The organism is Caulobacter sp. SLTY, assembly GCF_009905535.1.
Classification (GTDB): domain Bacteria; phylum Pseudomonadota; class Alphaproteobacteria; order Caulobacterales; family Caulobacteraceae; genus Caulobacter.
On record NZ_JAAALA010000046.1, the window covers coordinates 1 to 25162 of the forward strand.

Consider the following 25162-nt stretch of genomic DNA (forward strand, 5'->3'; position numbering starts at 1 on the left):
GCCATGGGGTGGGGAAGGGCTGGGGAGGGGGGCGGACCACGACCCAGCTTCCGTCGACCTGGCGCAGGGCGGCGGTAAAGTCCCCGAACAGGGGCCGCTCGAACTCCGTCATCGGCCGCACCCGCATCGCGGCGACGCCTTCTGGCGGCGGCTCCGGCCCGCGTACAACGAAGGCCCGCCGAGGCCCGCCCTCGCCATCCCGGGGGCGCATCATGGAAAAGGGAAACGGCGGGCCGGCCTCGACCAAGCTGACCCGATCGGGGGGAACCCGCATCAACTGGGCCAGTAGTCGTGCGCTGGGACTCTGCTCGTCGGCCGGCGCTGGGGTGAAGTCGCCAGTCGGCGCGCGTGTCAGGGGCGGACCGCGCAGCTCGGCGGCCGGGCCGAAGCTGGCGGCCGGGGGGCGGGGCTGGTTCGTCAGGGCGGCGGCCACCTCGCCGAGCTGATAGATGCGGGGCTTGGGCGGCGGGGTCAGCAGAACCACGGCCACCGTCGCAGCCTGGGCGACAATCAGCATCAGCAGCAACACCGCCGTGACCTGCAGGCCGAAGGGCGCCCGGAGCGCCTTCAAAGCCGGGAAACGCGAGCGTCGAGGAGGTAGCCGCTGCCGCGATAGGTGCGGATCACCTCCTGCTCGGCGCAGCCGTGCAGCTTGCGGCGCAGGCGGCTGATCTGCACGTCGATGGCGCGGTCATAGACATCGGCGTTATCGCCCCGCGCGTATTCCAGCAGTTGGTTGCGGGTCAGCACCCGCTGGGGGTTCTCCAGAAAGGCGCAGAGCAGGGCGAACTCGCCGCTGGTCAACAGGATGCCGACCCCGCTCGGCGATTTCAGGCTGCGTCGCCCGGTATCGAGGGTGAAGCCGAGGAACTGATAGACCCGCCGCCGCTGCGTCTCGCCCCGGCCGTCCTCGCGTCGGCGCAGCACCGCCCGCACCCGCGCCAGCAACTCGCGCGGATTGCACGGCTTGGGCAGGTAGTCGTCGGCCCCCAGCTCCAGCCCCAGGATGCGGTCGATCTCCTCGCCCATGGCGCTCAGCATGATCACCGGAGGCCCGGCCGCGTCGGCGATCCGGCGACAGATCGACAGGCCGTCCTCGCCGGGCAGCATGATGTCCAGCAGGATCAGATTGACCAGCCCGCCGGACAGCGCCCGGTCCATCTCGTCGGCCCCGCCGGCGCTGCGCACGGTGTAGCCATGCTGGGTCAGATAGCCGGCGATCTGGGCCCGCAGGTCGGAGTCGTCATCGACGACCAGCACGATGGGGGAAAAGGCGGCGACAGGAGCGGGTGTCATGATCGCGGTAGTTCCCCCGACAATGTGGCGAGGTGATCTCGCCGTGGACACATTTGCGCATTGAAGGCGTCTGCCTGGCCGGAACAGACGCCGCGCCGATGGCGGATTTGCGGGCAAACCATGTCGGGCTGAAACACGCCGGCCCCGGTGGGGACATGGCGGGATGGTGTCCTTCGCTCGCCCGTCGGAGGGGAAGAGTTCATGGCCGCGCGCCGGCGCCTGCGCATCCTGCTGATCCTCGCCGTTTCGGTCGGGGCGCATGCGGTCGTGATCGGCTGGATGATCGGCGGCGTCGGTCCCGCGGGCGCGCCGATGACTGACGCCCCGCTGGACCTCAGCCTGCTGCCGTTCTCGCGGCCCGGACCGCGTGCCGGCCATCCGGACAAGGCCGTGCCCGCCAAGACCACCACGCGCCCCGGCCCTCATCGCGATCCCGATATCGCCGCGGCCAAGGACAACGGCCCGGTGATCGTGCTGCCTGACAACCCTGAGGGCGCCGGCGAGCCGGTGCGGGAGGCGCCGCTCGGCCCCAGACTGCCCCGCCAACTGGGATGTAGCGAGGCGGCCTACACCCGGCTGACCCGCGAGGAGCGCGACCGCTGCGCCTTGCGCATGGCCGGCGATCTCGGCCAGGCCCCGACGCTGGCGGTGGTGAACCCCACCAAGAAGGCCATCTTTGACGGCGAGTGCCCCAGCGGGGACGACTGGTGCCTCTACCGCACGGGCGCGGCGCCCTATCCCGGTCTGTTCGCCCTGATGGCCAAGTGAGCTTCCCAATCCTCGCGGGCGGGCCTACACCGCGAGCATGGCGATAGGCGTTTTCGACTCCGGCGTCGGAGGCTTGACCGTGCACCGGATGCTGGTGGAGCGGCTGCCCCAGGCGAACTTCATCTACCTGGCCGATCAGGCCAATGCGCCTTACGGCGGCCGCCCCGGCGAGGAGATCGTCGAACTGACCAAGGCCGGCTGCATTCGGCTGTTCGACGCCGGCGCCAGCCTGGTGGTCCTGGCCTGCAATACGGCCAGCGCCATTGCCCTGCGGCGCCTGCAACAGACCTGGCTACCCGGCTATCGTCGCGAGACCGGCCGGGCGCTGAACGTGCTGGGTATCATCGTTCCGACCATCGAGGCGGCGACCGGGCTTCCGTGGGAGCACGAGGCCGAGCGCCGGGGCGACAAGATCGAGAAGCTCGACATCCTCGGCGTCTTCTCCACCCCAGGCACGGCGGGCAGCCGGGTTTTCGAGATCGAGATCGACAAGCGCAAGCAGGACCTGGCGGTCTTTTCCGAGCCCTGCCCGAACCTGGCGAAGATGATCGAGGAGGGCGCCGGTCCGGTCGAGCTGGCCACCGAGGTCCAGAACCATGTCGAGGCGCTGAAGCGCCGTGTCGGCCGCTATCCCGACCGCGCCATCCTGGGCTGCACCCACTACGAGATGGTCGCCGACCTGTTCCGCGCCGCCTTGCCGCCGGGCACGCCGCTGATCCATCAGCCGGGGGCGACCGCCGATGCGCTGACCCTGTACCTGGAGCGGCATCCCGAACTGGACCCCGGCAGTTCGGGCCTGCGCCGATTCCTGACGACTGGGACGCCAGGTCGCCAGAACGGCTTGGTTCAGAGCTTCTGGGGCGCGCCGTTGGATTTCGAAGCCGCTTGATCGCTCGTTCAAGCCGCGCTTAGCTCATCCTCTCTGGAGGAGGGCACTCATGCGCAAGCTTCTGATGGCCGCCATGACGGCGAGCGTCTTTGCTATGGCCGCGCCGGCCGGGGCCGAGGTCAAGTCGACGGCCGAGGGCCGGTTGGTGGTCGAGAACATCGTGGTTATCGACGCGACGGCGGACAAGGTCTACGCCGCCCTCGGCCAGATCGGATCCTGGTGGGAGAGCAGCCACACCTACTCTGGCAAGGCCGCCAACATGACCCTCAAGCTCGAGCCTGGCGCCTGCTTCTGCGAGACGCTGCCCGGCGGCGGGGTCAAGCACGGCGAGGTGGCCCTGGCCTGGCCGGGCAAGATGCTGCGCATCACTGGCGCACTCGGCCCGCTGCAGGATCTCGGGGTGGAGGGCGCCCTGACCTTTACCCTCACCCCGACCGCCGACGGCAAGACGCAGGTGGCGCAGAGCTACAAGGTCGGCGGCTTGGACGCGGCATTCATGAAGAACGCGCCGGTCATCGACATGGTGGTCGGCACGCAACTCAAGCGGCTGAAGACGTTCGTGGAAACGGGGAAGGCGGGGTAATGGCACATCGCTCTCCCCCATGAAATGGGGGAGTGGCTCTGGCGAGCGCTGCAAGCGAGCCAGACCGAGGGGGTCCCCACCGCCGGTGGACCGCTAACCCCTGGCCACCTGCGCTGCCCCGCCTCCTGGTCCGTCGCTAGCGCTCCGAACCGTCCTCCGCCCCCTCTTGGGGGCGGAGAGCGAAGCGAACCAGTCCCCTAAGCCGCCGCCGCTTCGCCCGCGACCACGCGGCTGACCGCGTTGACGACCGAGGCGATGCGAAGCGCCGCCTGTACGGAGGTGTTCGGCACGCCGTGTTTCTTCAGCTCAGCCTCATGCGCGTCCAGGCACATGCCGCAGCCGTTGATCGCCGACACGGCCGTCGACCACAGCTCGAAGTCCACCTTCTCCACGCCCGGATTGGCCAGGATGTTCATCCGCAGCTTGGCCGGAAGGGTCCCGTACTCCTTGTTCTTCATCAGGTGCAGGGAGCGGTAGTAGACGTTGTTCATGCCCATGATGGCGGCCGCGGCCTTGGCGGCGGTCAGGGCCTCTTCGCTCAGGCCCGCGGCGCGAGCGGCGGCTTCCAGGTTCTTGACCACCAGCGGCTGGCCCACCGCATGGGCCGAGGCGACGAAGGCGCCCCACTTCTGCTGGTCGGTCAGCACGGTCTCGTTCGACAGTGACGAGAGGTTCAGGCTGAGGTCCTTGGCGTAGGCGGGCAGGGCCTCGCGCACGGTGTCGATCGACATCGGTCGTTCCTATCAATGAAGGAAAAGGGGGCCGGGGTCCCCGCGCCCACTGAGGGGGAGGGGCGGGGCGAGGGGCCCCGGCGCCAGCGACTTTCAAGGGAGGGAGGATGAAAGCCGCTGGATCTTGTTGGGCTGCCTACTCGGCGGCCAGTTGCAGGACGTCGCCGCCGACCGCGCGGTTGCACGGGCACAGCTCGTCGGTCTGCAGGGCGTCGAGCACCCGCAGGGTGTCGGCCGGCGCGCGGCCGACGTTCAGGTTGGTGACGTAGACGTGCTGCACCACGTTGTGCGGGTCGACCACGAAGGTGGCGCGCAGGGCAACGCCTTCTTCTTCGTCGAGCACACCCAGGGCGCGGGCGAACTTGCCGCTGTTGTCGGCGAAGTTCCAGATCGGCAGGCTGTTCAGATCCGGGTGCTCCCGGCGCCAGCCGAGCTTGCTGTGCTCGTTGTCGGTCGAGCCGCCCAGCACCACGGTGTCACGGTCCGCGAACTCCTGGTTCAGGCGGGCGAACTCGGCGATCTCGGTCGGGCAGACGAAGGTGAAGTCCTTCGGGTAGAAGAAGATGACCTTCCACATGCCCGGGAAGGACTCTTGGGTCACGGTTTCGAAGGCGCTTTCGCCGTTCTCTTCGTGACGGTTGAACTTCGGCTTCACGCCGACAACCTTGAAATCAGGCAGTTTCTGGCCAACGCCCAGCATCGCGTATCCCTCGCGCTTGAGTAAAGTGATCGAGTCGGTAGGGCCGCCGAGCGGGGAGGCGTCGGCGACCCTGCTCAGATAGGCCCCGACTCACCCATTGGCCAATCGATAGTTTTTGCCGACAGCATAGATGCCCTCTATGTAGGCGGAATGCTCCCCACTCTGCGCCAACTCCAGTACCTCAAGCTCCTCGCCGAGCATGGCTCGTTCACCGCGGCGGCCGAGGCGGGCCATGTCACCCAGCCCACCCTGTCGGCCGGGATCGCGGAGCTGGAGCGGATCATCGGCGCCCCGGTGGTTGATCGAGCCCGCAGCGGCGTCATCCTTACCGCCGCCGGCGAGGAGGCCGCTCGCCGGGCGCGCGACCTGCTGGCCGGCGCCGAAGACCTGGTCCAGGCCAGCCAGAGCGCCGGCCAGCCGCTGTCGGGCCGCTTCCGGCTGGGCGTCATCCCGACCATCGCTCCCTTCCTGCTGCCCAAGGCCCTGCCGGTGATGCGGGCTCGCTTTCCCAAGCTGCGGCTGTTCCTCCGGGAGGACCTGACCAGCCGCCTGATCACGTCCCTCAAGTCCGGGGCCCTCGACGCCGCCCTGATCGCGCTCCCCTACGACATGGCGGGTCTCGACTGGGCGCATGTCGTCGATGACGAACTGCTGGCCGCCGTGCCCACCGGCCACGCCATGGCCAGCCAGGCCAGCATCAGCCCCGCCTCCCTGGACGGCGATGAACTGATCCTGCTGGAGGACGGTCACTGCCTGCGCGACCATGTGCTCTCCGCCTGCGGCCTCGCCCCGCCGCGCGGGGGTGAAGAGGAGGCCTTTGCCGCCACCTCCCTGCCGACCCTGGTGCAGATGGTCGGCTCGGGCCTGGGCGTCTCCTTCGTCCCGGCCATGGCGGTGGAAGCCGGCCTGACCGGCCAGGCCCCGGTCACCGTCCGCCCGCTGCAGGCCGAACACCCCAGCCGCGAGATCGTGGTCGCCTGGCGCGCCGGCTCCAGCCGCGCCCGCGACGGCCGCCTGCTGGCGGAGACCCTGCGGGACGCCTAAGCTTCTCGGCGGACTGTTGCCAAGCAAAGATGAAGCGGCTGCCCTTGCCCCTCTCCCGCGAGGGAGAGGGAGGGGCCCGCCGCGGAGCGGTGGGAGGGAGAGGGTTTACGACCGTCGGACGTCAGGCCGCGTAGACCCTCCCCCTACCCCCTCCCTCAGGGAGGGGGCGCCAAGACTTCGGACGATACGGGATAGCCCATCGGGCAAAGGAGAGTGCGATGCGAGTCTTCTGTTCGGCGGTGGCGGCCTTCGCCCTCCTGGCCTCTCCGGTTCTCGCCCAGTCCCCGCCGCCAAAGCCGGAGGTGAAGACCGAAGCGCGGGCGATGTTCGAGAAGATCATCGCCTTCCCGACTGTGCAGGGACGCGGCGCTGTGCCGGCGATGGCCGAGTATCTGGCCGGCCAACTGAAAGGCGCGGGCTTCAAGCCGGAGGAAATCGAGATCCGCCCGTTGGGCGAAACCGCCGCCCTGATCGTCCGCTACCCCGGCAAGAAGGGGTCGAAGAAGAAGCCCGTCCTGTTCCTCGCCCACATGGATGTGGTCGACGCCAGCGAGAAGGACTGGGGCCGCGACCCGTGGAAGCTCACCGAGCACGAGGGCATGTTCTATGGCCGTGGCGTGGTCGACAACAAATACGGCGTCCTGACCATCACCCAGGCCTTCATGCGGCTGCGGCGCGAGGGGTTTGTCCCGGACCGTGAGCTGATCCTGGTGTTCACCGGCGATGAGGAAACCACCGGTAAGACCGCCCAGCTGGTAGCAGCCACCCTGACCAACGCCGCTTATGCGCTCAACTCGGACGCCGGCGGCGGCTTCCGCCCCGGCGGCGGGTCGAAGCCCAGCTATTCCACCCAGGTCGCCGAGAAGACCTACGCCACCTTCGAGATCACGGCTCGGAACACCGGCGGCCACTCCTCCGCTCCCCGCGTCGACAATGCCATCTACGATCTCGCCGCGGCCCTCCAGAAACTGTCCGCCTACCGCTTCCCCGCGCGGTTCAACAAGGTGACGCTGGCCAGTTTCGCCGCCACCGCCCCGACCCTGGACAGCAAGGTCGGCGAGGCCATGAAGCGCCTGGTCGCCAATCCCCAGGATGCCGAGGCCCTGGCGGTGCTCGAGGCCGAAAACTGGATCAGCAACGAGATGCGCACCACATGTGTCGCAACCCTGCTGAAGGCCGGCCACGCCGAGAACGCCCTGCCGGTCTCGGCCACCGCCACGGTCAACTGCCGCATCTTTCCCGGAGAAACGGTAGCGGAAGTGAAGGACACGCTTGCCAGGGTGACGGCCAACGACAAGCTGGAGATCGTGGTCACCGGCGAGCCGATCGAGAGCGACGTCTCCGAGACCCCCGACGAGGTCACTGCCGCCCTCAAGACCGTGCTGGCCGTCCGCGCCCCCGGCGCAGTTCCCGTGCCCTATATGGAAGCCGGCGCCACCGACGGCCTCTACTTCCGCGCCGCCGGCATTCCGACCATCGGGGTGGGGCCGCTGTTCTTCGTTCCCGACGTGGACTTCAACTACCACGGCAACAACGAACGCCTGCCCATCGCCGCCTTCGACGAGGGCCTGGACCACTACTACCTGCTGATCAAGGCGCTTGCCGGGAAGCGGTAGGAAACGGCGCCCTCAACTCTCCCCCCGCTTTGCGGGGGGAGGACCGCTCTGGAGCGCTCAGCGACAGAGCAGGAGGGGGGCAAGTCTGCTTCAGGAGGAACCTCCCTACCGCCGGTGGGCCCGCCTCCTGGTTTCTCGCTCGAGGCTCGAAACCTGTCCTCCTCCCGCTTCGCGGGTGGAGAGTGGAGTCACGCCCGCCGACAAAAAGATATATCGAAACTCTTGCGCTTCGATCTTTATTAGATATATCTGAAATTAGACATATCGAAATAGGATCGAAAATATGCATCACATGTTCGGCTGGAGCCGTCCCCATCGCCACCGCCGCGCGTTTGGCCTTCACGACCACGGCGGCCACCGCCACGGCTGGCGCCGCCACGGCCGGTTCTTCGACCACGGCGACCTGCGCTTCGTGCTGCTGAAGCTGATCGGGGACCATCCCCGCCACGGCTACGAGCTGATCAAGGCCGTCGAGGAACAGGCGGGTGGCGCCTACAGCCCCAGCCCCGGCGTGGTCTATCCGACCCTGACCCTGCTGGAGGAAACCGGCCTGCTGACCTCCGAGGCCCAGGGCGGCAAGAAACTCTACAGCATCACCCCCGAGGGCGAGGCCCAGCTGGTCGCCAACGAAGGCCAGGTCGCCGGCATCTTCGACCGCATGGCCCAGGCCGCCTCGGCCAGCGCGATGTTCTCGCCGCAGATCCTGCGGGCCCGTGAGAACCTCAAGACCGCGCTGAAGCTGAAACTGACCGGCCAGTCGCTGACCAAGGACCAGATTGCGTCCATCTGCGACGCGCTCGACGCGGCGGCGGCGGCGGTCGAGCGGGCCTGACAGTTCCTCCCCCATCGGGGGAGGTGGCGCGCGAAGCGCGACGGAGGGGGGCCTCAACCGACGGGAGCGGACCCCCTCACCCCGCTTCGCGGGGATCTCCCCCAAAGGGGGAGCAACTAACGCCTAAAGCCCCAGCGCCGCCTTCACGACGCGCCAGTCGATCAGTTTGAAGTTCTGCCGCGACCGGGTCATCGTCAGGCTCTCGCCTTCGCTGTCCACGTCGTCCTGGGCGACCACCAGGCCCTCGCCATAGGGACCGACCACACCGCCCAGCGCCGCGACCCCATCCGTGCCGGTCACCGGATCGATGCCGTTGCCGGCCACGGCCGAGAAGCGGCCCTTGTATTCCGGCTCCGCCCCATCGACGCGCCAGACGGCAAACGCGCTGTCGCCCTGGCTGGACGCGATCAGCCAGGTCTGCTCACCCTCGCGCAGAAGGGTCAGGCCCTCGACGTCCGGCTTCAGCATGTCCGACGGCGCCCTGGCGATCAACACGCCCTTGGCCTCGCCATCCAGCGGGTAGCGCCACACCCCCTTGGCCTCCTCGCCGATGTAGAGCAGGCCCTTCACGTCATCGACCACGCAGCCCTCTGTCTGTGTCGACAGGCCGAAGCGGCGTTCCTCGGTCGCCTTGAACTTGCCGTCCGGCCCAACCTCGACCTTCACCTGTCGCACCTGACCGTCCGTGCCGTTCACGATGACAATGAAGTCGGCGCCGCGCCGGCCCACGCAGAGGCCATACGGCTCGGCCAGGTCGAGAGGGACCACCCCCCAGGGGGTCACCTTCAGCGAATCGGGATCCATCAGGTAGAGGGCCGCCCCCATCCGACCCCGGTCGGACGCCGCGACCAGCACCCGCTCGCCTTGCGGCGTGGCGAAACCGCCACGCAGGTCGACATTGTTGAGGCGGCCATCGGGGATGAAGCCGGTGATCTTGCCGTCCAGCCCGTAGGTGTAGAGCCCCGCCTGCTTGTCGGTGCCGAAGATCACCACCCGGCTCGGATCGCGCGGATCGGCCCAGATTTCCGGGTCATCGGCCGCATCGGCCCGCTCTGTGGCCACCGATTGGGTCTCCACCGAGGACAAAACCGGGGTTCCGACCCCCACTGTCATCTTTCCGGAGTCCGACACCGCCTCTGGGTCAAGTATCGCACAAGCAGAGCAAAGAGCAGCGGCGGCGGCAACCGACACAAATCTGTAATAAAACTGTCGATCAAACATCACTGGCATCCCTTTGCTGTCGAACCTAGAGGCGGCGCGTGCAGACCACGAGCGCGACCTTTCGTCAACCGCGCCGTCTCGCTGGGGATAGACATGACCAAGACCCGCCTTCTGGCGCTCGCCGCCTTCGCGCCGCTCGCCTTTGCCTCCCAGTTCGTTGCTTCGGGGGCTTTCGCCGCTGACGAAGCCATCGCCACCGCCAACGCCGAACCGGCAACCGTCGAGGAGCTGGTGATCAGCCCGGAGCTGACCTTCCGCAACCGCACCGAACAGACCGCCCCGATCCTCTCCTACGACCAGGAGTACTTCCAGCGCTTCGAACCGGTCTCGGCCGGCGACGCCATGAAGCGCGTGCCCAGCGTCACCTTCCTCTCCGACGTCCTGGAAAGCGACGGCGCCCGCCTGCGCGGCCTGGACTCGGCCTACACCCAGATCCTGATCAACGGCGAACAGGTGCCCGGCGCCAACGCCGACCGCAGCTTCTTCGTCGACCGCATCCCGGCCGAGCTGATCGAGCGCATCGAGATCGTCCGCAGCCCTTCGGCCAACCGCAGCGGCGACGCCGTCGCCGGCGCCCTGAACATCGTCCTCCGCGACGGCCAGAGCCTGGACGGCGGCTACGTCCGCGGCGGCGCGGCCTACTATGACGACGGTGAATGGGCCGGCAGCTTCGGCGCCGTCTGGGGCGGTCAGGTCGGCCCCGGCCGTCTGCTGGTCGGCGTTGGCGTCCAGGAGCGCCGCAGCCCTAAGGAGAAGCTCTCCAAGCGTTTCGACGAGCCGGGCGGCACGCTCGACAACATTGAGGTCCAGACCGACGTTCGCGACGGCACCGACTATAGCTTCAACGCCTCCTATCAGGTGGAGCTGGAGGGCGCCGAGCTGTCGTTCGACGGCTTCTTCGTGCGCACCGACCGGTTGCAGGACGAGGACAGCATCGAGTACCTCGGCGGCATCCGCAATAACGCCAACCTGTCGATTCTCAACGATAACGACCTCGACATCCTGACCGACAACTACTCCCTGCGCGCCAAGTACGAAGGCGACATGTTCGGCGGCAAGACCAAGGTGAAGGTCGGCTACGCGGCCATCATCGACGATCAGTTCGAGTTCGAAGATGAGTTCGAATACCGCCGCGACGGCATCCCCTTCCCGGAAGACGACCGTTTCACCCGTGACGAGATCAACACCGATCTGGAAGACCGCGAGTGGACCGCCGACGTCAGCCACAAGCAGGACTTCGGCCTGGTCGGAATGGAGTTCGGCGTCCAGTACAAGGGCAAGAACCGCGACCTGCGGATCATCGAGACCCGCGCCCGGACAACCATTCCCAACGCCCCGGCGCCCCGTCCCACCCTGCCGGGTCCGGCCGTCCTCCAGAACGACGCCAACGTCGAAATCGAGGAAACCCGCATCGATCCCTACCTGATGTACAGCGGCCGCACCGACTTCATGCGCTGGGAAGCCGGCCTGCGGTTCGAGACGACGACCACCACCATCACCGACGACAGCACCGGTGTGGCGGCGGCCGACCGGGTCAACGAAAAGGACTACGCCGTCCTGCTGCCGAGCGTGAACTTCCGCTTCGACGTCAGCGATGCCGGCCGGGTCAACCTGTCGGCGGCCCGCACCGTCCGCCGTCCGAACTTCGACCAGATCCAGCCGGTCACCCTGATCGAAGAGTTCGGGGACGACGACTTCCGCGGCAACCCGGACATCGAGCCGGAAACCGCCTGGGGCTTCGACGTCGGCTACGAGCACCGCATCGGCCGTCAGGGCGTGGTTGGGCTGAACTTCTTCTACCGGGACGTCACCGACCTGATCGAGGTGATCAACACCGGCGAAGAGGGTGACGGTGGCCCCGGAACCACCGTCTACTCGATCGACAACGTGGGTGACGGCAAGGTGTGGGGCATCGAGTTCGACCTCTCCACCCCGCTGACCTTCATCGGCCTCGAAAACACCGGCGTGTTCCTGAACTACAGCTGGCTGGACAGCGAGATCACCGACTTCGCCGGCGAGCGGAAGTTCAACAACCAGTCGGACTATGTCTTCAACGTCGGCGTCATTCAGGACATCCCCAGCTGGAACGCCGCCTTCGGCGTCACCTACCGCAAGCAGGGCGACGCTCTGAGCCGCGTTGAACTCGAAGAGGTCGAGACTTCCTACGGCGGCGACCTGGAGTTCTTCGTCGAGAAGCGCTTCGGCAAGAACTTCGTCGTCCGCTTCACCGGCACCAACCTGCTGGACAGCTCCAAGGACGAAGTCTTCGACAAGTTCGGCAGCCTCGCCGACCAGGCGGCCCGCGACTACGACGAGTATGAACTCGAGACCGAGAAGGCCGGCCCTGTGTTCCAGATCGTCGCCCGCTGGGCCTTCTAGGGCTCAGCAACGCGTAACTTAAGCGACCCCCGCCCGGGCGACCGGGCGGGGGTTTTGCTTTTGGCTCAGTCCATCAGCCGGCGGCTGAGATAGCTGTACTCCAGCGCGACCCGCATCGCCGTCTCGTTAAGGTTGGCGCTGGCCGCGTGGCCGCCGTCGATGTTCTCGTAGTAGAGCACCTTGTATCCCAGCGACTGCAGCTTGGCCGCCGCCTTGCGGGCGTGGCCGGGGTGGACGCGGTCGTCCTTGGTCGAGGTCTCGATGTAGACTTCGGGGTACTTCTGGCCCGGCTTGATGTTCTGGTAGGGGCTGTACTTGCCGATATAGGCCCACTCCTCCTGCTTGGTCCCGTCGCCGTATTCCCCGGCCCAGCTGGCGCCGGCGCCGCCCATCACCGTGTAGCGTTGCATGTCGAACAGCGGCACCTGGATGACCACGGCATTGTAGAGGTCCGGCCGCTGGGTCAGGGCGACGCCCATCAAGAGGCCGCCGTTGGAGCCGCCCATGATGCCCAGGCGCCGGGGCGAGGTGATCTTGCGGGCGATCAGGTCTTCGCTGACGGCGAAGAAGTCGTCATAGACCCGCTGGCGGTTCTCCTTCAGCCCCGCCTGGTGCCAGGCCGGACCGAACTCGCCGCCGCCCCGGATGTTGGCCAGCACATAGACGCCGCCGCGCTCCAGCCACAGCTTGCCGATGGTCCCGGAATAGCTGGGGTTCATCGACACCTGGAAACCGCCGTAGGCGTACTGAAGCGTCGGGTTCGACCCGTCCAGCTTGATGTCCTTTCGGTGGACGATGAAGTAGGGGACCTTGGTCCCATCCTTGCTGGTCGCCTCGAACTGCTGGATGACCATGCCGTCGGCGTCGAACTTGGCCGGCGCCGCCTTGATCTGCTGCGGCGCGCCGCCATTGGCCAACCACAGCGTGGTGGGGTTCAGGAAATTGGCGGCGGAAGCCAGCACCTGATCGGTCTGTGAGCCGACAGACACGATGCCCAGCGAGCTGTTGGCCGGCAGGTTGAGCTTCTGCTTGCTCCAGCCGTCGTTGCCGGGCCGGTAGGCATAGACGACGCCCGTGACGTTGTCGTTCACCTCGACCACCAGGGTGTTGGCGGTATTGGTGACGGTCTGGATCGACTGCCTTGATGTGGGACGCCGCACCAGTTCGGCCTTGGCCTTGGCCGGATCGGCCAGCAGGGCCTTCAGGTCCAGCGAGACCAGATCGCCCTGCTTGAGGTCCTGGGCGCCCCAATCCTCGTCCAAGGTCAGCACCAGCCGGCCTTCGACCAGGCTCTGCACCGACGACTTCAGCGGGAAGGGCAGCTTGACCGGCTTGCCGCCGATCAGGGCGTAGGTCTCGCTCTCGAAGAAGCTGACCGCGCGATTGATGAACACCGCCTGGATAGCTCCGCTCGGATCGCGCAGGGCATAGCCGCTGACCGAGATGTCGTCCTCGGTCCCGCGGAAGATCTCCTTCACGCCGTCCAGCGGCTGGCCGCGCTTCCACAGGCCCAGCACGAACGGATAGCTAGACTTGGTCATCGTGCCCGGACCCCAGTCGCGGGCGATCATCAGGGTGTCCTTGTCGAGCCAGCTGATGTTCTGCTTGCCCTCGGGGGCGACGAAGCCGCCCTCGACGAACCGTTTCTCGACGGTGTCGTACTCACGGACGGTCACCGCGTCCTTGCCGCCGTCGGACAGCGAGACCAGGCAGTAGCGGTCGTCCGGCGGCAGGCAGCTGGAGCCCTTCCAGACCCAGTTCTTGCCCTCGGCCTCGGACAGGGCGTCGAGGTCCAGGATCGTCTCCCACGCCGGCGTCGCGGTGCGGTAGCTGTCCATGGTCGTGCGCCGCCAGATGCCGCGCACATGGTCCTTGTCCTGCCAGTAGTTGCGCAGCTCCTTGTCGCCGACGCCCGCGAAGCCGGCCATCGGGATCCGGTCCTGGGCGGTGATGATCTTCAGCGCGTTGTCGAACAGGCCCTGATAGCGCGGATCGCCCTGCAGCACGGGCAGTGACCGGGCGTTCTCGGCCCGGGCCCAGTCCAGCGCCTTTTCGCCCTCGATGTCCTCCAGCCAGAGGAAGGGATCGGCCTGGGTTGCCGACGGCCCGTTCGGGGCGGCGGGCTGGGCGGAAGCGGGAAGGGAGGACAGGGTCAAGGCGGCCACCGCGGCGGAAAGGAGGAGCTGTTTCAACGGGTTCAATCCATCAACTGGCGAGACAGGTAGACATAGTGCAGGGCCCAGCGCCGGGCGTTGGCCTTCGGATCGGCCCCGTTGGCGTGACCGCCATCGAGGTTCTCGTAGTAGATATAGGGCGCGCCCAGCGCTTCCAGCCGCGCGGCGAACTTTCGCGCATGACCCGGATGCACCCGGTCGTCCTTGGTCGAGGTGGTGATGTAGGCCAGCGGGTATTTCACGCCGGGTTTGAGCGCCTGGTAGGGGCTGTAGGCGGCGATCCAGGCGGCTTCCTCCGGCTTCTCGGGGTCGCCGTACTCGCCGATCCAGGAGGCCCCGGCCGGCAGCTTGTGATAGCGCAGCATATCCAGCAGCGGGCTTTCGACCACGACCGCGTTCCACAGGTCCGGCCTCTGGGTCATCGCCACGCCCATCAGCAGGCCGCCGTTCGAACGGCCATAGGCGCCTAGCCGCCGGGGGCTGGTGACCTTGTCGGCGATCAGCGCCTCGGCCACCGCGTAATAGTCGTCGAACGCCTTCTGGCGGTTGGCCTTCAGGGCCGCCGAATGCCAGGCCGGGCCGAACTCTCCACCGCCCCGGATGTTGGCCACTACATAGACGCCGCCGCGCTCGAGCCACAGCTTGCCGACGATCGGGTCATAGACCGGAGGCTTCGACAGCTGGAAACCCCCATAGGCGTGCAGCAGGGTCGGGTTCGACCCGTCCAGCTTCAGGTCCTTCCGGCGGACGATGAAGTAGGGGATCTTCGTCCCGTCCTTGCTGGTCGCCTCCTTCTGCTCGACCACCAGGTCGGCGGCGGCGAACCGGTCGGGCAGCATTTTCACGGGCCGGCCGAGCGGCGTGGCGCCGACGCCCAGCTTCAACCGGGTCGGGGTGGTGAAGCTCTCCTCTGTGAAGAAGACGTCGTCCCCCTTGTCGGCCGTGGACTGGATCTTGATCGCCGCGTTGTCGAGGCCGAGGTAGCGCTGCATCAGCCAGCTGCCCTGGCTCTGGGTGAAACTGACCAGCGAGCCGCGCACATTGTTGTTCAGCACCGCCAGCACCCGGCTGTCGGTCACCCGGATCTCATCGCGGTCCAGCGCCTGTCGTTCCTTGGGCACGAAGACCACCTGCACCGGGGATTTCGGCTTGGGATCGCTCGCCAGGCGCGGGGCGAACTGGTTCTTCAGCATCTCCGTCGCATCGACCGCCAGCAGCGAGCCCGAGGTGAAGGTCTCGCCCTTCCAGGTCCAGTCCTGCTGCAGCGAGACGATCAACCGCCCGTTCAGCAGCCCATGCACGTTCGACCGCTTGGGCAGCATCAGCCGCTGGGTGCGCAGCTGGTCATCGACCACGAAATAGGCGGTGCTGAAGAAGTCGAGGCCGAGGGTGACCAGCACCACCCGGGCGCCCTTGGCGTCCCGCATCACGTCCGGACTGGCGCTGACATGCGCCGTCTCGCCCTCGAACACCGTCTTCGCCTGCGCCAGCGTCTGGCCCCGCTTCAGCACCTTTACGACCCGCCCATAGCCGGAGTCCGTCAGGCTGCCCGGACCCCAGTCACGGGTCAGGATCAGGGTGTTGGGGTCGAGCCACTCGACCGTCTGCTTGCCCTCGGGCAGGCGGAAGCCGCCCGGCACAAAACGCTTGGTCTTCAGGTCGAACTCGCGGATCTCGATGGCGTCCTTGCCGCCGTTCGACAGCCGCACCAGGCATCGGTCGTAGGTCGGCCCGCGACAGGTCGGCTCCTTCCACACCCAGTTGGCCTTCTCCGTCGCCGCCAGGGCGTCGATGTCCAGCACGGTCTCCCACTGCGGCTCGGCCGAGCGGAAGCTGTCGAGGGTGGTGCGCCGCCAGATGCCCCGCACATGGTCGGCGTCCTGCCAGAAGTTGTAGACCGCCTCGCCCACGAAGTCGGGCGTCGGGATGCGGTCCTGCGCCGAAAGCACGCTCAGTGCATCGGCCTGCAGCCCGGCGAACCGCCTGTCCCCCGCGAGCATCGGCTCCGCCTTGGCGTTCTCGCCCTTCACCCAGGCCATCGCCTTGGGCCCCTCGACCTCTTCCAGCCACAGGAACGGATCGGCGACCTGCGCCAAGGCGCCGCCGGCCAACAGGGCGAGGCCGGCGATCGCGGCGGCGAGACGGATCGGACGCATGCGGGGACCCCCAAATCTGAGGCTGCGGAGCATAGGCATGCCGGGGGCGGGAACAAGGCGGGAGTTTCGACCGCCGTTCCGGCCGTGATCCTTTCGCGGCCTTGGGCGTTACGCGCAACATCGCGGATTTCAGCGGCCGCGGGGGCGGGGGGTTTCTTGAGCGATATCGAAGACAACGCCGCGCAATTCCCGATCGGTGGCGGCGAGTTGGGCGCCCTGATCCGCGCCCACGACTGGGCCTCTACCCCGCTGGGCCCCAGCGCCGGCTGGCCGGAGACCCTGCGCGCCAGTCTCAACCTGCTGCTGCCGGCCAAGGCCCAGATCGTGCTGTTCTGGGGGCCGGACTATCTGACCTTCTACAACGACACCTACGCCCCCACGATCGGCGACAAGCATCCCGGCGCGCTCGGCCGCCCGGCCCGCGAGGGCTGGGCCGAGCTTTGGGACGACCTCGGGCCGTTGCTGGATGGCGTCTGGTCGACCGGCGAGACCCTGTCGGCCAAGGACCGCCCGTTCAAGATTGACCGCCACGGCTTCCTGGAGGAGGTCTTCTTCGACATCTCCTACTCCCCGGTGCGCGGCGAGGTGGGCGAGATGGCGGGCATCCTCTGCATCGTCAGCGAGACCACCGAGCGCGTAAGAGCTGTCGAGGGCCTGGCCGACCTGACCGGGCAGCTGGAGAAGCGTGTCGCCGAGACCACCCGCGAGCGGGACGGCCTCTGGGCCCTGTCGCGCGACCCCTTCCTGATCGCCGACGCCGCCGGCGTCTGGCTGTCCGCCAGCCCCGCCTGGACCTTCATCCTGGGCTGGAGCCAGGAGGAGCTGCTGGGCCGGACCTCGGCGTGGATGGAGCATCCGGACGACACCCTGCGCACCCGCCAGGAGGTCGACCACCTGGCCGGCCACGGGGCCACCATCGCCTTCGAGAATCGCTTTCGCACCAAGAGCGGCGAGTGGCGCTGGTTCAGCTGGAACGCCGCGGAGCGCGACGGCCTGCTCTACTGCGTCGCCCGCGACATCACCGACCAGAAGCGGCGCGAAGCCGCCCTGGCCGAGGCCCAGGAACAGCTGCGCCAGGCCCAGAAGATGGAGGCCATCGGCCAGCTGACCGGCGGCATCGCCCACGACTTCAACAACCTGCTGCAAGGCATCGTCGGCTCCCTCGACCTGGTCCAGAAGCGGATCAGCCAGGGTCGCACCCAAGAGGTCGACCGCTTCATCGCCGGCGCCGCCACCTCGGCCAACCGCGCCGCCGCCCTGACGCATCGCCTGCTGGCGTTCGCCCGCCGCCAGCCGCTCGATCCCAGGCCCGTCAAGGTCAACCCGCTGGTCGCCTCGATGGAGGATCTGTTGCGGCGCAGCCTCGGCGAGCGGGTCGAGCTTGAGCTGGTCATGGCCGGCGGCCTGTGGATGACCCTCTGCGATCCCAACCAGCTGGAGAGCGCCCTCCTCAACCTGGCGATCAACGGCCGCGACGCCATGCCCGAGGGCGGCCGCCTGACCATCGAGACCTGCAACATCCACATCGACAAGATCGTCGCCCGCGCCTGCGATATGGATCCCGGCCAGTACGTCTGCGTCGCGGTCACCGACATGGGCGTCGGCATGGAGCCGGAGGTGGCCGAACGCGCCATCGAGCCGTTCTACACCACCAAGCCGCTGGGCCAGGGCACCGGCCTGGGTCTCTCCATGGTCTACGGCTTCGCCCGCCAGTCCGAGGGGGCGGTCAAGATCTACAGCGAGATCGGCAAGGGAACGACGGTGAAGATCTTCCTGCCCCGCCACATCGGCGCCGAACAGGACGACACCGGCCCCGACCTGCACCTGCCCGCGCCCCGCGCGGACGACGGCGAAACCGTGCTGGTGGTCGAGGACGAGCCGGTGGTGCGGGGCCTGATCTGCGAGGTTCTGGCCGACCTCGGCTACCAGGCGCTGGAGGCGGCCGACGGCCAGCAGGGCCTCGACATCACACTCTCCGGCCGCCGGATCGACCTGATGGTCACCGACATCGGCCTGCCCGGCCTCAATGGCCGCCAGCTGGCCGACGCCGCCCGCGAGCGCCGCCCGGACCTGAAGGTGCTGTTCATGACCGGGTATGCCGAGAACGCGGCCCTGTCCCGCGGCTTCCTGGAGCCCGGCATGCAGATGATCACCAAGCCCTTCGCCATGGAGGACCTGGCGACCCGCATCCGTGAGATGATCGAGGGCTAGCCTTCGTTCGGCTTGAAATAGGGCTCGACCGGCCCGCTCAGCTTGATGGTCATCGGGTTGCCCTTGCGGTCGACCTTGTTGCCCACCGCCACCTTCACCCAGCCCTCGCTGACGCAATACTCGTCGACGTTGGTCTTCTCCTCGCCGCGAAAGCGGATGCCGATGCCCTTCTGCAGCAGGTCCTCGTCATAGAACGGGCTTTTGGGATTGGTGCAGAGGCGGTCGGGGAGTTCGTCGGACATGATAGATCTCTGAAGTACGAAGAGCCGGCTCCATACCCCCTCACGCAGCGTCGTGGAAGATCACCCCAAGGGTATGGCGCGATCCGGACCTAAGCGCGCTGACCCCATGGCGCATCGTTACCCGGTAGGTCCCGCGCGTCCCTGCCACCGGCCGGCTGTTCACCGCGAACACCACCCCGTCGCCCTGGCGAAGCGGAACCACCATCACCCGCGACTGCATCCGGGGCCGGTGCTCGGTCAGCACCAGCTCACCGCCCTCGAAATCCCGTCCGGGCTCGCTGAGCAGCACCGCCGCCTGCAGCGGGAACACATGCTCCCCATAGAGGTCCTGGTGCAGGCAGTTGTAGTCGCCCGGACCGTACCGCAGCAGCAGAGGCGTCGGCCGCCGTTGTCCCGCCGCATGGCACCGCTCCACGAACTCGCCGTGCGTCTTGGGAAACCGCACCGCCATGCCCATTGCCTCGTGCCAGCGGTTGGCCACCGGCGACAGATACGGCCACAGCCGCTCCCGCAGGCCCTGCACCAGCGGGGGCAGGGGATAGCTGAAGTATTTGTACTCCCCCCGGCCGAAACCGTGCCGCACCATCACCACCTGGCTGCGAAACCCCTCCGGCCGGTCATACAGCCACACGACCCGCCCGCACTCCTCCGGCGTCAGAAGTCCGGGCAGGACCGCGAAGCCGTGCCCGTCCAACGCCGCTTCGGCCGCCGCCCAGTCGACCGCCGCCAGCCGGCTCACGCCGCCTGCTCGCGGGTCAGCAGCGCCGCCTTCCGCTCCACGCCCCAGCGATACCCCGACAGCGACCCGTCGTTGCGCACCACCCGGTGGCAGGGAATGGCGATGGCCAGCGCATTGGCCGCGCAGGCTCCCGCCACCGCCCGCGCCGCGCTCGGCTGGCCGATCCGCTCGGCGATCTCGCGATAGGTCGCCGTAGTCCCGGCCGGGATCGCCCGCAGCGCCGCCCACACCCGCTGCTGGAACGCCGTGCCGCGCACGTCGAGCGGCAGGTCCAGACCCAACCCAGGCCGCTCCACCATCCCGACTACCCGGGCCACCAGCGCCTCGAACCCTTCGTCGCCGCCGATCAGCCGCGCCTTGGGAAACCGGTCCTGCAGGTCGCGCACCAGCGCGTCCGCATCGTCATCCATCAGGATGGCGCAGACCCCCTTCTCGCTCCGGGCCACCAGGATCGCCCCCAACGAACACTCACCCACGGCAAAGCGGATCTCCGCCCCCGTCCCCCCGGCCCGCCAGTCGCGGGGCGTCATGCCCAGGATGGCGTCGGAGGCCTCATAGAACCGCCCCGCCGAATTGAACCCGGCGTCGTAGATCGCCTCGGTCACGCTCCCGGCGCTTTCCAGCCCCTCACGCAGCCGCTGGGCTCGGTGAGCGGCGGCATAGGCCCTGGGCGGCACACCGGTCACCGCCTTGAACAGCCGGTGGAAATGGTGGGGCGAGAGCCCCGCGCTCCGGGCCAGCGCCTCCAGCGCCGGCGGCTCCTCGGCCGCCTCGATCTCGCGGCACACCCGCGCCACCAGCGCTGCGTCCCGCGCCGCCTTGGGCGGCTGGTCCGGCTTGCACCGTTTGCAGGGGCGGAACCCAGCGGCTTCAGCCTCTGCGGTGGTGGTATGGAACGCCACATTCTTCGGATTGGCCGGCCGCGCCGCGCAGGACGGCCGGCAATAGACCCCGGTCGTCGCGACGGAATAGAAGAACTCACCATCCGCGCTGGCGTCCCGCGCCTGCACGCGCAGCCAACGGGGATCGAGTTCGGTTGGGGTCTTCGTAGCGGTCATCGGGGCCTTGAAGGCGAGAACGGTGCTCATGGCTTGGCTCCTGTGTGCGTCGTTGTCCACACAGTGCCGCGCCACCGATCCGCCCGCGCTCCGGGTCTTGCTCTGCAATCGAAAGATAGGCCTCCACACCTTCGCCGTCATCCCGGCCGCAGCGCGCAGCGTGGAGAGCCGGGACCCAGGAGGGGCTTGCTGGCAATCGAAGCCGCGAATCCGCGTGGCCGCCCCTGGGTCCCGGCTCTTCGCTGCGCTACGGCCGGGATGACGGCGGAGGAGGGGGAAACGCCCTCACTCTTCGTTCGGAATGCACAGCACCTTGCCGCACGCCTTGCAGTGCACCGCGTCCGGATCGTGCAGGATCAGCCCACACCGTTCACACGGATGGCGCACCTTGTGCGGGCGCACCAGCACCTGCATCAGCCGAATGAACAGCGAGACCCCGCCCAACATCACCCCGATCGACAGCAACCGGCCCCAGGTTCCCTCAAGGCTGATGTCGCCGTAGCCGGTCGTCGTCAGGCTGGTCACCGTCCAGTAGAGGGCGTCGACCCAAGTATCGATCCCGTGCTTGCCTCGAAACGTCGCGTAGACGAGGCCCGTGATGACGAAGATGAAGGTCAGCAGGCGTGTGCCGGCGCGAGTCAGATCCTCGATCCGCGTGTCATCGTATCGCCGCCCAACTGTACGCCAGAAAAAGTCGCTCTCGATCAGCGTCCAGAGGCGCAAGACCCGCAGGAAACCGAAATTGGCCAGCCAGACCGGGAACAGCAGGGTGGCCAGCACGGCCAGATCGACCCAGACCAGCGGTCGCTTGAGCCAGGCCTTGAGGTCCGGCGCGGCCAGGAACCGTGCGCCGAGGTCCAGCACCAGGAAGGCGGCGATCGCATAGTCGATGACATAGAAGGCTCGCGTGTCCTTCAGGATCGGCGCCGCCACGAAGAAGGCTACGATGATCAGGTCGAGGACGATGATCCCCAGCCGGAACTTCACCGCCGTGGGTGAACCACCGTGATACAGCGCCCGCAGCCGCGCGCGCAGCCGCAGGCCTTCCCGCTCCGACTCCGGCTCCGCCTCACGCACCGTCTTGCCCATACGCCCTCAGCCCGTGGGATTCGAAGGAAGAGGTAGATACCGCCCCAAAGGTTCCGGCAAGCCAGGGGACCGGTTCTCAGTCGACTGGGGGGACTGGTTCTCCGCCGATGACTCTCTCAGAACCACCACAGCTCTCACCCGGAGTACCTGTCCCCGATCTGGTGCTGTCCATCCGGGACAGGTACGCCGCCCACCATCCCGGCCAATCGCAAACCATCATCAGCGGCGAACCAGTCCCCTGCCACCGGCGAACCAGTCCCCCCTCACGGTTCAGCCGATTTTCGCCTATATAGGCCGTCCCATGTCCCGTCCGTTCCTCAAGATGAACGGGCTCGGCAACGACTTTGTCGTGGTCGAGGCCCGCGACCAGCCGTTCCGCCCCTCGGCGGCAGAGGCGAAGGCCATTGCCGACCGATCCACCGGCATCGGCTGCGACCAGCTGATCGGGCTGGAGCCGTCCACCCGCGCCGACGCCTTCATGCGCATCTGGAACGCCGATGGGTCGGAGGTCGACGCCTGCGGCAACGCCACCCGCTGCGTCGGCTGGCTGCTGATGCAGGCCAGTGGCCGCGACACCGCCGTGATCGAGACTGGCGCCGGCCTGCTCCACGCCGCGCGCGGCCCGGACGGCGCGATCAGCGTCGACATGGGCGAACCCGGCCTTGACTGGCGCCAGATCCCGCTCAGCGAGCCTATGGATACCCACCGCATCGAGGTGCTCGCCGGCCCGGTCGGCCAGACGCTGGAGCCGCCCGGCGCGGTCAGCATGGGCAACCCCCACATCGTCTTTTTCCTCGACCATGAGCCCGAAGAGACCATGGTCCGCGGTCTCGGCAGCATGATCGAGCACCACCCCCTGTTCCCGGAAGCCGTCAACGTCGGCTTCGCCCAGGTGCTCGGCCCCGACCGCATCCGCCTGCGCGTCTGGGAGCGCGGCGCCGGCCTCACCCGCGCCTGCGGCACCGGCGCCTGCGCCGCCCTGGTCGCCGCCGCCCGCCGAGGCCTCGCCGGCCGCCGGGCGACCCTGGTCCTGGACGGCGGCGAACTGACCATCGACTGGCGCGCGTCCGACAACCACGTGATCATGACCGGCCCGGTCGCGGTCGAATTCACCGGCCGCCTGCCGGAGGCCCTCGCCGCATGACCCACCCCGCCCTCCAGCCCGGCCACACCGCGGTCATCACCGGCGCCGCCGACGGCATCGGCCTGGCCGCCGCCCGCCGGTTCCTCGCCCTCGGCCTCAACGTCGTCCTGGCCGACGTCAATGCCGAGAAGCTGCTGGCCGCCACCGCCTCGCTCGACGCCGGCGACCGCGCCATGGCCGTCCCCACCGATGTGTCCGACCCCAAGGCGGTGATCAGCCTACGGGACGCCGCCATCGCCCAGTACGGCGCGGTCCATGTGCTGATGAACAATGCCGGCATCGGCGGCGGCGGCTCGGCGATCGAGCGGCCCGACCGTTGGCGCGCCCTAATCGAGGTCAACCTGTTCGGGGTCATCAACGGCGTCCAGGCCTTCGCCCAGACGATGATCGACCAGAAAACCCCCGGCCTGATCATCAACACCGGCTCCAAACAGGGCATCACCACCCCGCCCGGCGACACCGCCTACAACGTAACCAAGGCGGGGGTGAAGGTGCTGACAGAAGGCCTGCAGCACACCCTGCGCAACACCGAAGGCTGCCAGGTCACCGCCCACCTGCTGGTCCCCGGCTACACCTTCACCGGCATGACCGCGCGGGGGACTGAGAAGCCGGCCGCCGCCTGGACCGGCGCTCAGGTCGTCGACCACATGATCGCCAGCGTCTCCGCCGGCGACTTCTACATTCTCTGCCCCGACAATGACGTCGACCGCGCCACCGATGCGGCCCGCATCCGCTGGGCCGCCGAGGATGTCGCCGCCGGTCGCCCGCCGCTCAGCCGCTGGCATCCCGACTACAAGGACGACTTCGAGGCCTACATGGCCGCTCAGCGCCAGGAAAACGCCGGCTGGCTTGCCCGCTATAACGACCGCATCCGCGCCATGGACGAGCCGAAGGGGGAGTCCGGTTTCACCGCCGGCTTCCTCCTGGGGGCGCTGTTTTGAGCGAAGACGTCCTCGACCATCCGCAGGTGGCCCAGACCACGGCCGGCGCCCGAGTCGTCACCTTCGGCTGCCGCCTCAACGCCTATGAGTCCGAGCAGATCCGCGCCCGGGCCGAGGCCGACGGGGTCACCGACGCCATCGTCTTCAACACCTGCGCGGTGACCGGCGAGGCCGTCCGCCAGGCCCGTCAGGCCATCCGCAAGGCCCGCCGCGAAAACCCCACCGCCCGTATCGTGGTCACCGGCTGCGCCGCCCAGATCGACCCCGCCGGCTTCGCGGCCATGGACGAGATCGACCTCGTCCTCGGCAACGCCGAAAAGGCCGCCCCCGGCGCCCTGCTGCCGCAACCGCAGCTCGGCCGCGTCCGCGTCAACGACATCATGAGCGTGCGCGAAACCGCCGCCCACCTCTCCGACGGCCTTCGCGACCGCGCCCGCGCCTATGTCGAGATCCAGAACGGCTGCGACCACCGCTGCACCTTCTGCATCATCCCCTACGGCCGCGGAAACAGCCGCTCGGCCCCCGCCGGCGAGATCGTCGAGCGCATCGGCCGTCTCGCCGCCGAGGGCTGGAACGAGGTGGTCCTCACCGGCGTCGACCTGACCAGCTGGGGCGCCGACCTGCCCGGCCAGCCGACCCTGGGCCAGCTCGTCGCCCGCATCCTGCGCCTAGTCCCGGACCTCCCCCGCCTGCGCCTCTCCAGCATCGACGCCGCCGAGATCGACCCCGACCTGATGCGCGTGCTGGCCACCGAACAGCGTCTGGTCCCCTACCTCCACCTCTCGCTGCAAGCCGGCGACGACCTGATCCTCAAGCGCATGAAGCGCCGCCACCTCCGCGCCGACGCCCTGCGCCTGGTCGCCGATGTCCGCGCGGTCCGCCCCGACGTCGCGTTCGGCTGCGACCTGATCGCCGGCTTCCCGACGGAAACCGAGGAAGCCTTCGAAAACACCGTCAGGTTGGTCGAGGAAGCCGGCCTCGCCTACCTCCACGTCTTCCCCTACAGCCCCCGTCCCGGCACCCCGGCGGCGCGCATGCCGCCCGTCCCCCGCCCGGTGATCAAGGCGAGAGCCGCCCGCCTCCGCCAAGCCGGCGCCACCGCGCTCTCGCGCCACCTCGACCACCAGATCGGCCGCACCCTCGAAGGCCTCGTCGAACGCCCCGGCCTGGCCCGAGCCCCCGACTTCACCGAGATGACCTTCGAAGGCGAAGCCGAACCCGGTTCCATCCGCTGCATGCGCATTACCGGCCACGACGGCATCCGTGCACTTGCCGAATTGGCCTGACCCCTCCCTCCCCTTCATGGGGAGGGAAGTTATGGAGCGCCGCCGTCCGAGCCCACGAGACAG

21 protein-coding genes and 1 pseudogene are annotated in these 25162 nt (G+C 68.2%); 11 read left to right on the forward strand and 11 right to left on the reverse strand.

Annotated elements, in window-relative coordinates; all coding sequences use genetic code 11:
* Positions 1 to 571: pseudogene (locus tag GVN21_RS19090) on the reverse strand (hypothetical protein); the annotation flags it as partial.
* The gene (locus GVN21_RS19095; RefSeq protein WP_166576330.1) at positions 568 to 1296 is read right to left on the reverse strand and encodes a response regulator; all 729 of its coding nucleotides are present in this window, start codon (positions 1294 to 1296) and stop codon (positions 568 to 570) included. The gene GVN21_RS19095 and the pseudogene GVN21_RS19090, both read right to left, overlap by 4 nt.
* Positions 1297 to 1497: 201 nt before the next feature.
* Here GVN21_RS19095 and GVN21_RS19100 point away from each other — a divergent pair, with 201 nt between their 5' ends.
* Genes GVN21_RS19100 through GVN21_RS19110 form a run of 3 tightly spaced genes read left to right on the forward strand, consistent with a single transcriptional unit; the run spans position 1498 to position 3536 of the window.
* Positions 1498 to 2064, forward strand: coding sequence for a hypothetical protein (locus GVN21_RS19100; RefSeq protein WP_166576331.1), 567 nt, complete (start codon positions 1498 to 1500; stop codon positions 2062 to 2064).
* A 37-nt stretch (positions 2065 to 2101) separates the two neighbouring features.
* Positions 2102 to 2953: an aspartate/glutamate racemase family protein gene (locus tag GVN21_RS19105; protein ID WP_166576332.1), complete on the forward strand. Its 852-nt coding sequence runs from the start codon at positions 2102 to 2104 to the stop codon at positions 2951 to 2953.
* A gap of 49 nt (positions 2954 to 3002) precedes the next feature.
* Entirely contained in the window at positions 3003 to 3536 is a 534-nt protein-coding gene (locus GVN21_RS19110) for an SRPBCC family protein (RefSeq protein ID WP_166576333.1), read from the forward strand.
* A 197-nt stretch (positions 3537 to 3733) separates the two neighbouring features.
* Here the strand turns inward: GVN21_RS19110 and GVN21_RS19115 are convergent, their stop codons facing one another.
* On the reverse strand, positions 3734 to 4267 hold the full coding sequence (locus tag GVN21_RS19115; RefSeq protein WP_166576334.1) for a carboxymuconolactone decarboxylase family protein: 534 nt from the start codon (positions 4265 to 4267) through the stop codon (positions 3734 to 3736).
* 136 nt (positions 4268 to 4403) lie between these two features.
* The gene (locus GVN21_RS19120) at positions 4404 to 4967 is read right to left on the reverse strand and encodes a peroxiredoxin (RefSeq protein WP_166576335.1); all 564 of its coding nucleotides are present in this window, start codon (positions 4965 to 4967) and stop codon (positions 4404 to 4406) included.
* Positions 4968 to 5117: 150 nt separating this feature from the next.
* Between GVN21_RS19120 and GVN21_RS19125 the strand changes: the two genes are divergently transcribed.
* From GVN21_RS19125 to GVN21_RS19135, 3 genes are all read left to right on the forward strand, one after another.
* Positions 5118 to 6011: a hydrogen peroxide-inducible genes activator gene (locus tag GVN21_RS19125; RefSeq protein ID WP_166576336.1), complete on the forward strand. Its 894-nt coding sequence runs from the start codon at positions 5118 to 5120 to the stop codon at positions 6009 to 6011.
* Positions 6012 to 6229: 218 nt separating this feature from the next.
* On the forward strand, positions 6230 to 7627 hold the full coding sequence (locus GVN21_RS19130) for a M20/M25/M40 family metallo-hydrolase (RefSeq protein WP_166576337.1): 1398 nt from the start codon (positions 6230 to 6232) through the stop codon (positions 7625 to 7627).
* 292 nt (positions 7628 to 7919) lie between these two features.
* Positions 7920 to 8459 carry a PadR family transcriptional regulator gene (locus GVN21_RS19135; RefSeq protein ID WP_166576349.1) on the forward strand — a complete coding sequence of 180 codons (540 nt, stop codon included), beginning with the start codon at positions 7920 to 7922 and terminating at the stop codon, positions 8457 to 8459.
* 123 nt (positions 8460 to 8582) lie between these two features.
* Here the strand turns inward: GVN21_RS19135 and GVN21_RS19140 are convergent, their stop codons facing one another.
* Positions 8583 to 9689, reverse strand: a complete 1107-nt coding sequence (locus GVN21_RS19140) for a phytase (protein ID WP_346764290.1) — start codon at positions 9687 to 9689, stop codon at positions 8583 to 8585.
* An 84-nt stretch (positions 9690 to 9773) separates the two neighbouring features.
* Between GVN21_RS19140 and GVN21_RS19145 the strand changes: the two genes are divergently transcribed.
* Positions 9774 to 12059, forward strand: a complete 2286-nt coding sequence (locus GVN21_RS19145; RefSeq protein WP_166576339.1) for a TonB-dependent receptor — start codon at positions 9774 to 9776, stop codon at positions 12057 to 12059.
* A gap of 65 nt (positions 12060 to 12124) precedes the next feature.
* On the opposite strand, the gene GVN21_RS19150 is transcribed toward GVN21_RS19145, so the two are convergent.
* Together GVN21_RS19150 and GVN21_RS19155 are read right to left on the reverse strand one after the other, a co-directional pair.
* On the reverse strand, positions 12125 to 14251 hold the full coding sequence (locus GVN21_RS19150) for a prolyl oligopeptidase family serine peptidase (protein WP_240903031.1): 2127 nt from the start codon (positions 14249 to 14251) through the stop codon (positions 12125 to 12127).
* A gap of 5 nt (positions 14252 to 14256) precedes the next feature.
* Positions 14257 to 16389 carry a prolyl oligopeptidase family serine peptidase gene (locus tag GVN21_RS19155; RefSeq protein WP_166576341.1) on the reverse strand — a complete coding sequence of 711 codons (2133 nt, stop codon included), beginning with the start codon at positions 16387 to 16389 and terminating at the stop codon, positions 14257 to 14259.
* Positions 16390 to 16545: 156 nt separating this feature from the next.
* Here GVN21_RS19155 and GVN21_RS19160 point away from each other — a divergent pair, with 156 nt between their 5' ends.
* A complete protein-coding gene (locus tag GVN21_RS19160; RefSeq protein ID WP_205690185.1) occupies positions 16546 to 18600 on the forward strand; it encodes a PAS domain-containing sensor histidine kinase in 2055 nt (684 codons plus the stop codon).
* On the opposite strand, the gene GVN21_RS19165 is transcribed toward GVN21_RS19160, so the two are convergent.
* From GVN21_RS19165 to GVN21_RS19180, 4 genes are all read right to left on the reverse strand, one after another.
* Complete coding sequence (locus GVN21_RS19165) at positions 18597 to 18842, reverse strand: DUF3297 family protein (protein ID WP_166576342.1); 246 nt, start codon at positions 18840 to 18842, stop codon at positions 18597 to 18599. The two genes, GVN21_RS19160 and GVN21_RS19165, sit on opposite strands and share 4 nt — an antisense overlap.
* 40 nt (positions 18843 to 18882) lie before the next feature.
* A complete protein-coding gene (locus GVN21_RS19170) occupies positions 18883 to 19581 on the reverse strand; it encodes a 2OG-Fe(II) oxygenase (RefSeq protein ID WP_166576343.1) in 699 nt (232 codons plus the stop codon).
* The gene (gene ada / locus GVN21_RS19175) at positions 19578 to 20669 is read right to left on the reverse strand and encodes a bifunctional DNA-binding transcriptional regulator/O6-methylguanine-DNA methyltransferase Ada (protein WP_166576344.1); all 1092 of its coding nucleotides are present in this window, start codon (positions 20667 to 20669) and stop codon (positions 19578 to 19580) included. Before ada ends, GVN21_RS19170 begins: the two co-directional genes overlap by 4 nt.
* Positions 20670 to 20924: 255 nt before the next feature.
* Positions 20925 to 21728 carry a potassium channel family protein gene (locus GVN21_RS19180; protein WP_166576345.1) on the reverse strand — a complete coding sequence of 268 codons (804 nt, stop codon included), beginning with the start codon at positions 21726 to 21728 and terminating at the stop codon, positions 20925 to 20927.
* Between the two features lie 301 nt (positions 21729 to 22029).
* Here GVN21_RS19180 and dapF point away from each other — a divergent pair, with 301 nt between their 5' ends.
* The 3 genes from dapF to mtaB are packed head-to-tail and all read left to right on the forward strand — an operon-like array spanning position 22030 to position 25099.
* Complete coding sequence (gene dapF, locus GVN21_RS19185; RefSeq protein ID WP_166576346.1) at positions 22030 to 22872, forward strand: diaminopimelate epimerase; 843 nt, start codon at positions 22030 to 22032, stop codon at positions 22870 to 22872.
* Positions 22869 to 23813, forward strand: coding sequence for an SDR family NAD(P)-dependent oxidoreductase (locus tag GVN21_RS19190; protein WP_166576347.1), 945 nt, complete (start codon positions 22869 to 22871; stop codon positions 23811 to 23813). The genes dapF and GVN21_RS19190 overlap by 4 nt, the downstream gene beginning before the upstream one ends.
* On the forward strand, positions 23810 to 25099 hold the full coding sequence (gene mtaB / locus GVN21_RS19195; protein ID WP_166576348.1) for a tRNA (N(6)-L-threonylcarbamoyladenosine(37)-C(2))-methylthiotransferase MtaB: 1290 nt from the start codon (positions 23810 to 23812) through the stop codon (positions 25097 to 25099). Before GVN21_RS19190 ends, mtaB begins: the two co-directional genes overlap by 4 nt.
* The last annotated feature ends 63 nt before the right edge of the window (positions 25100 to 25162 follow it).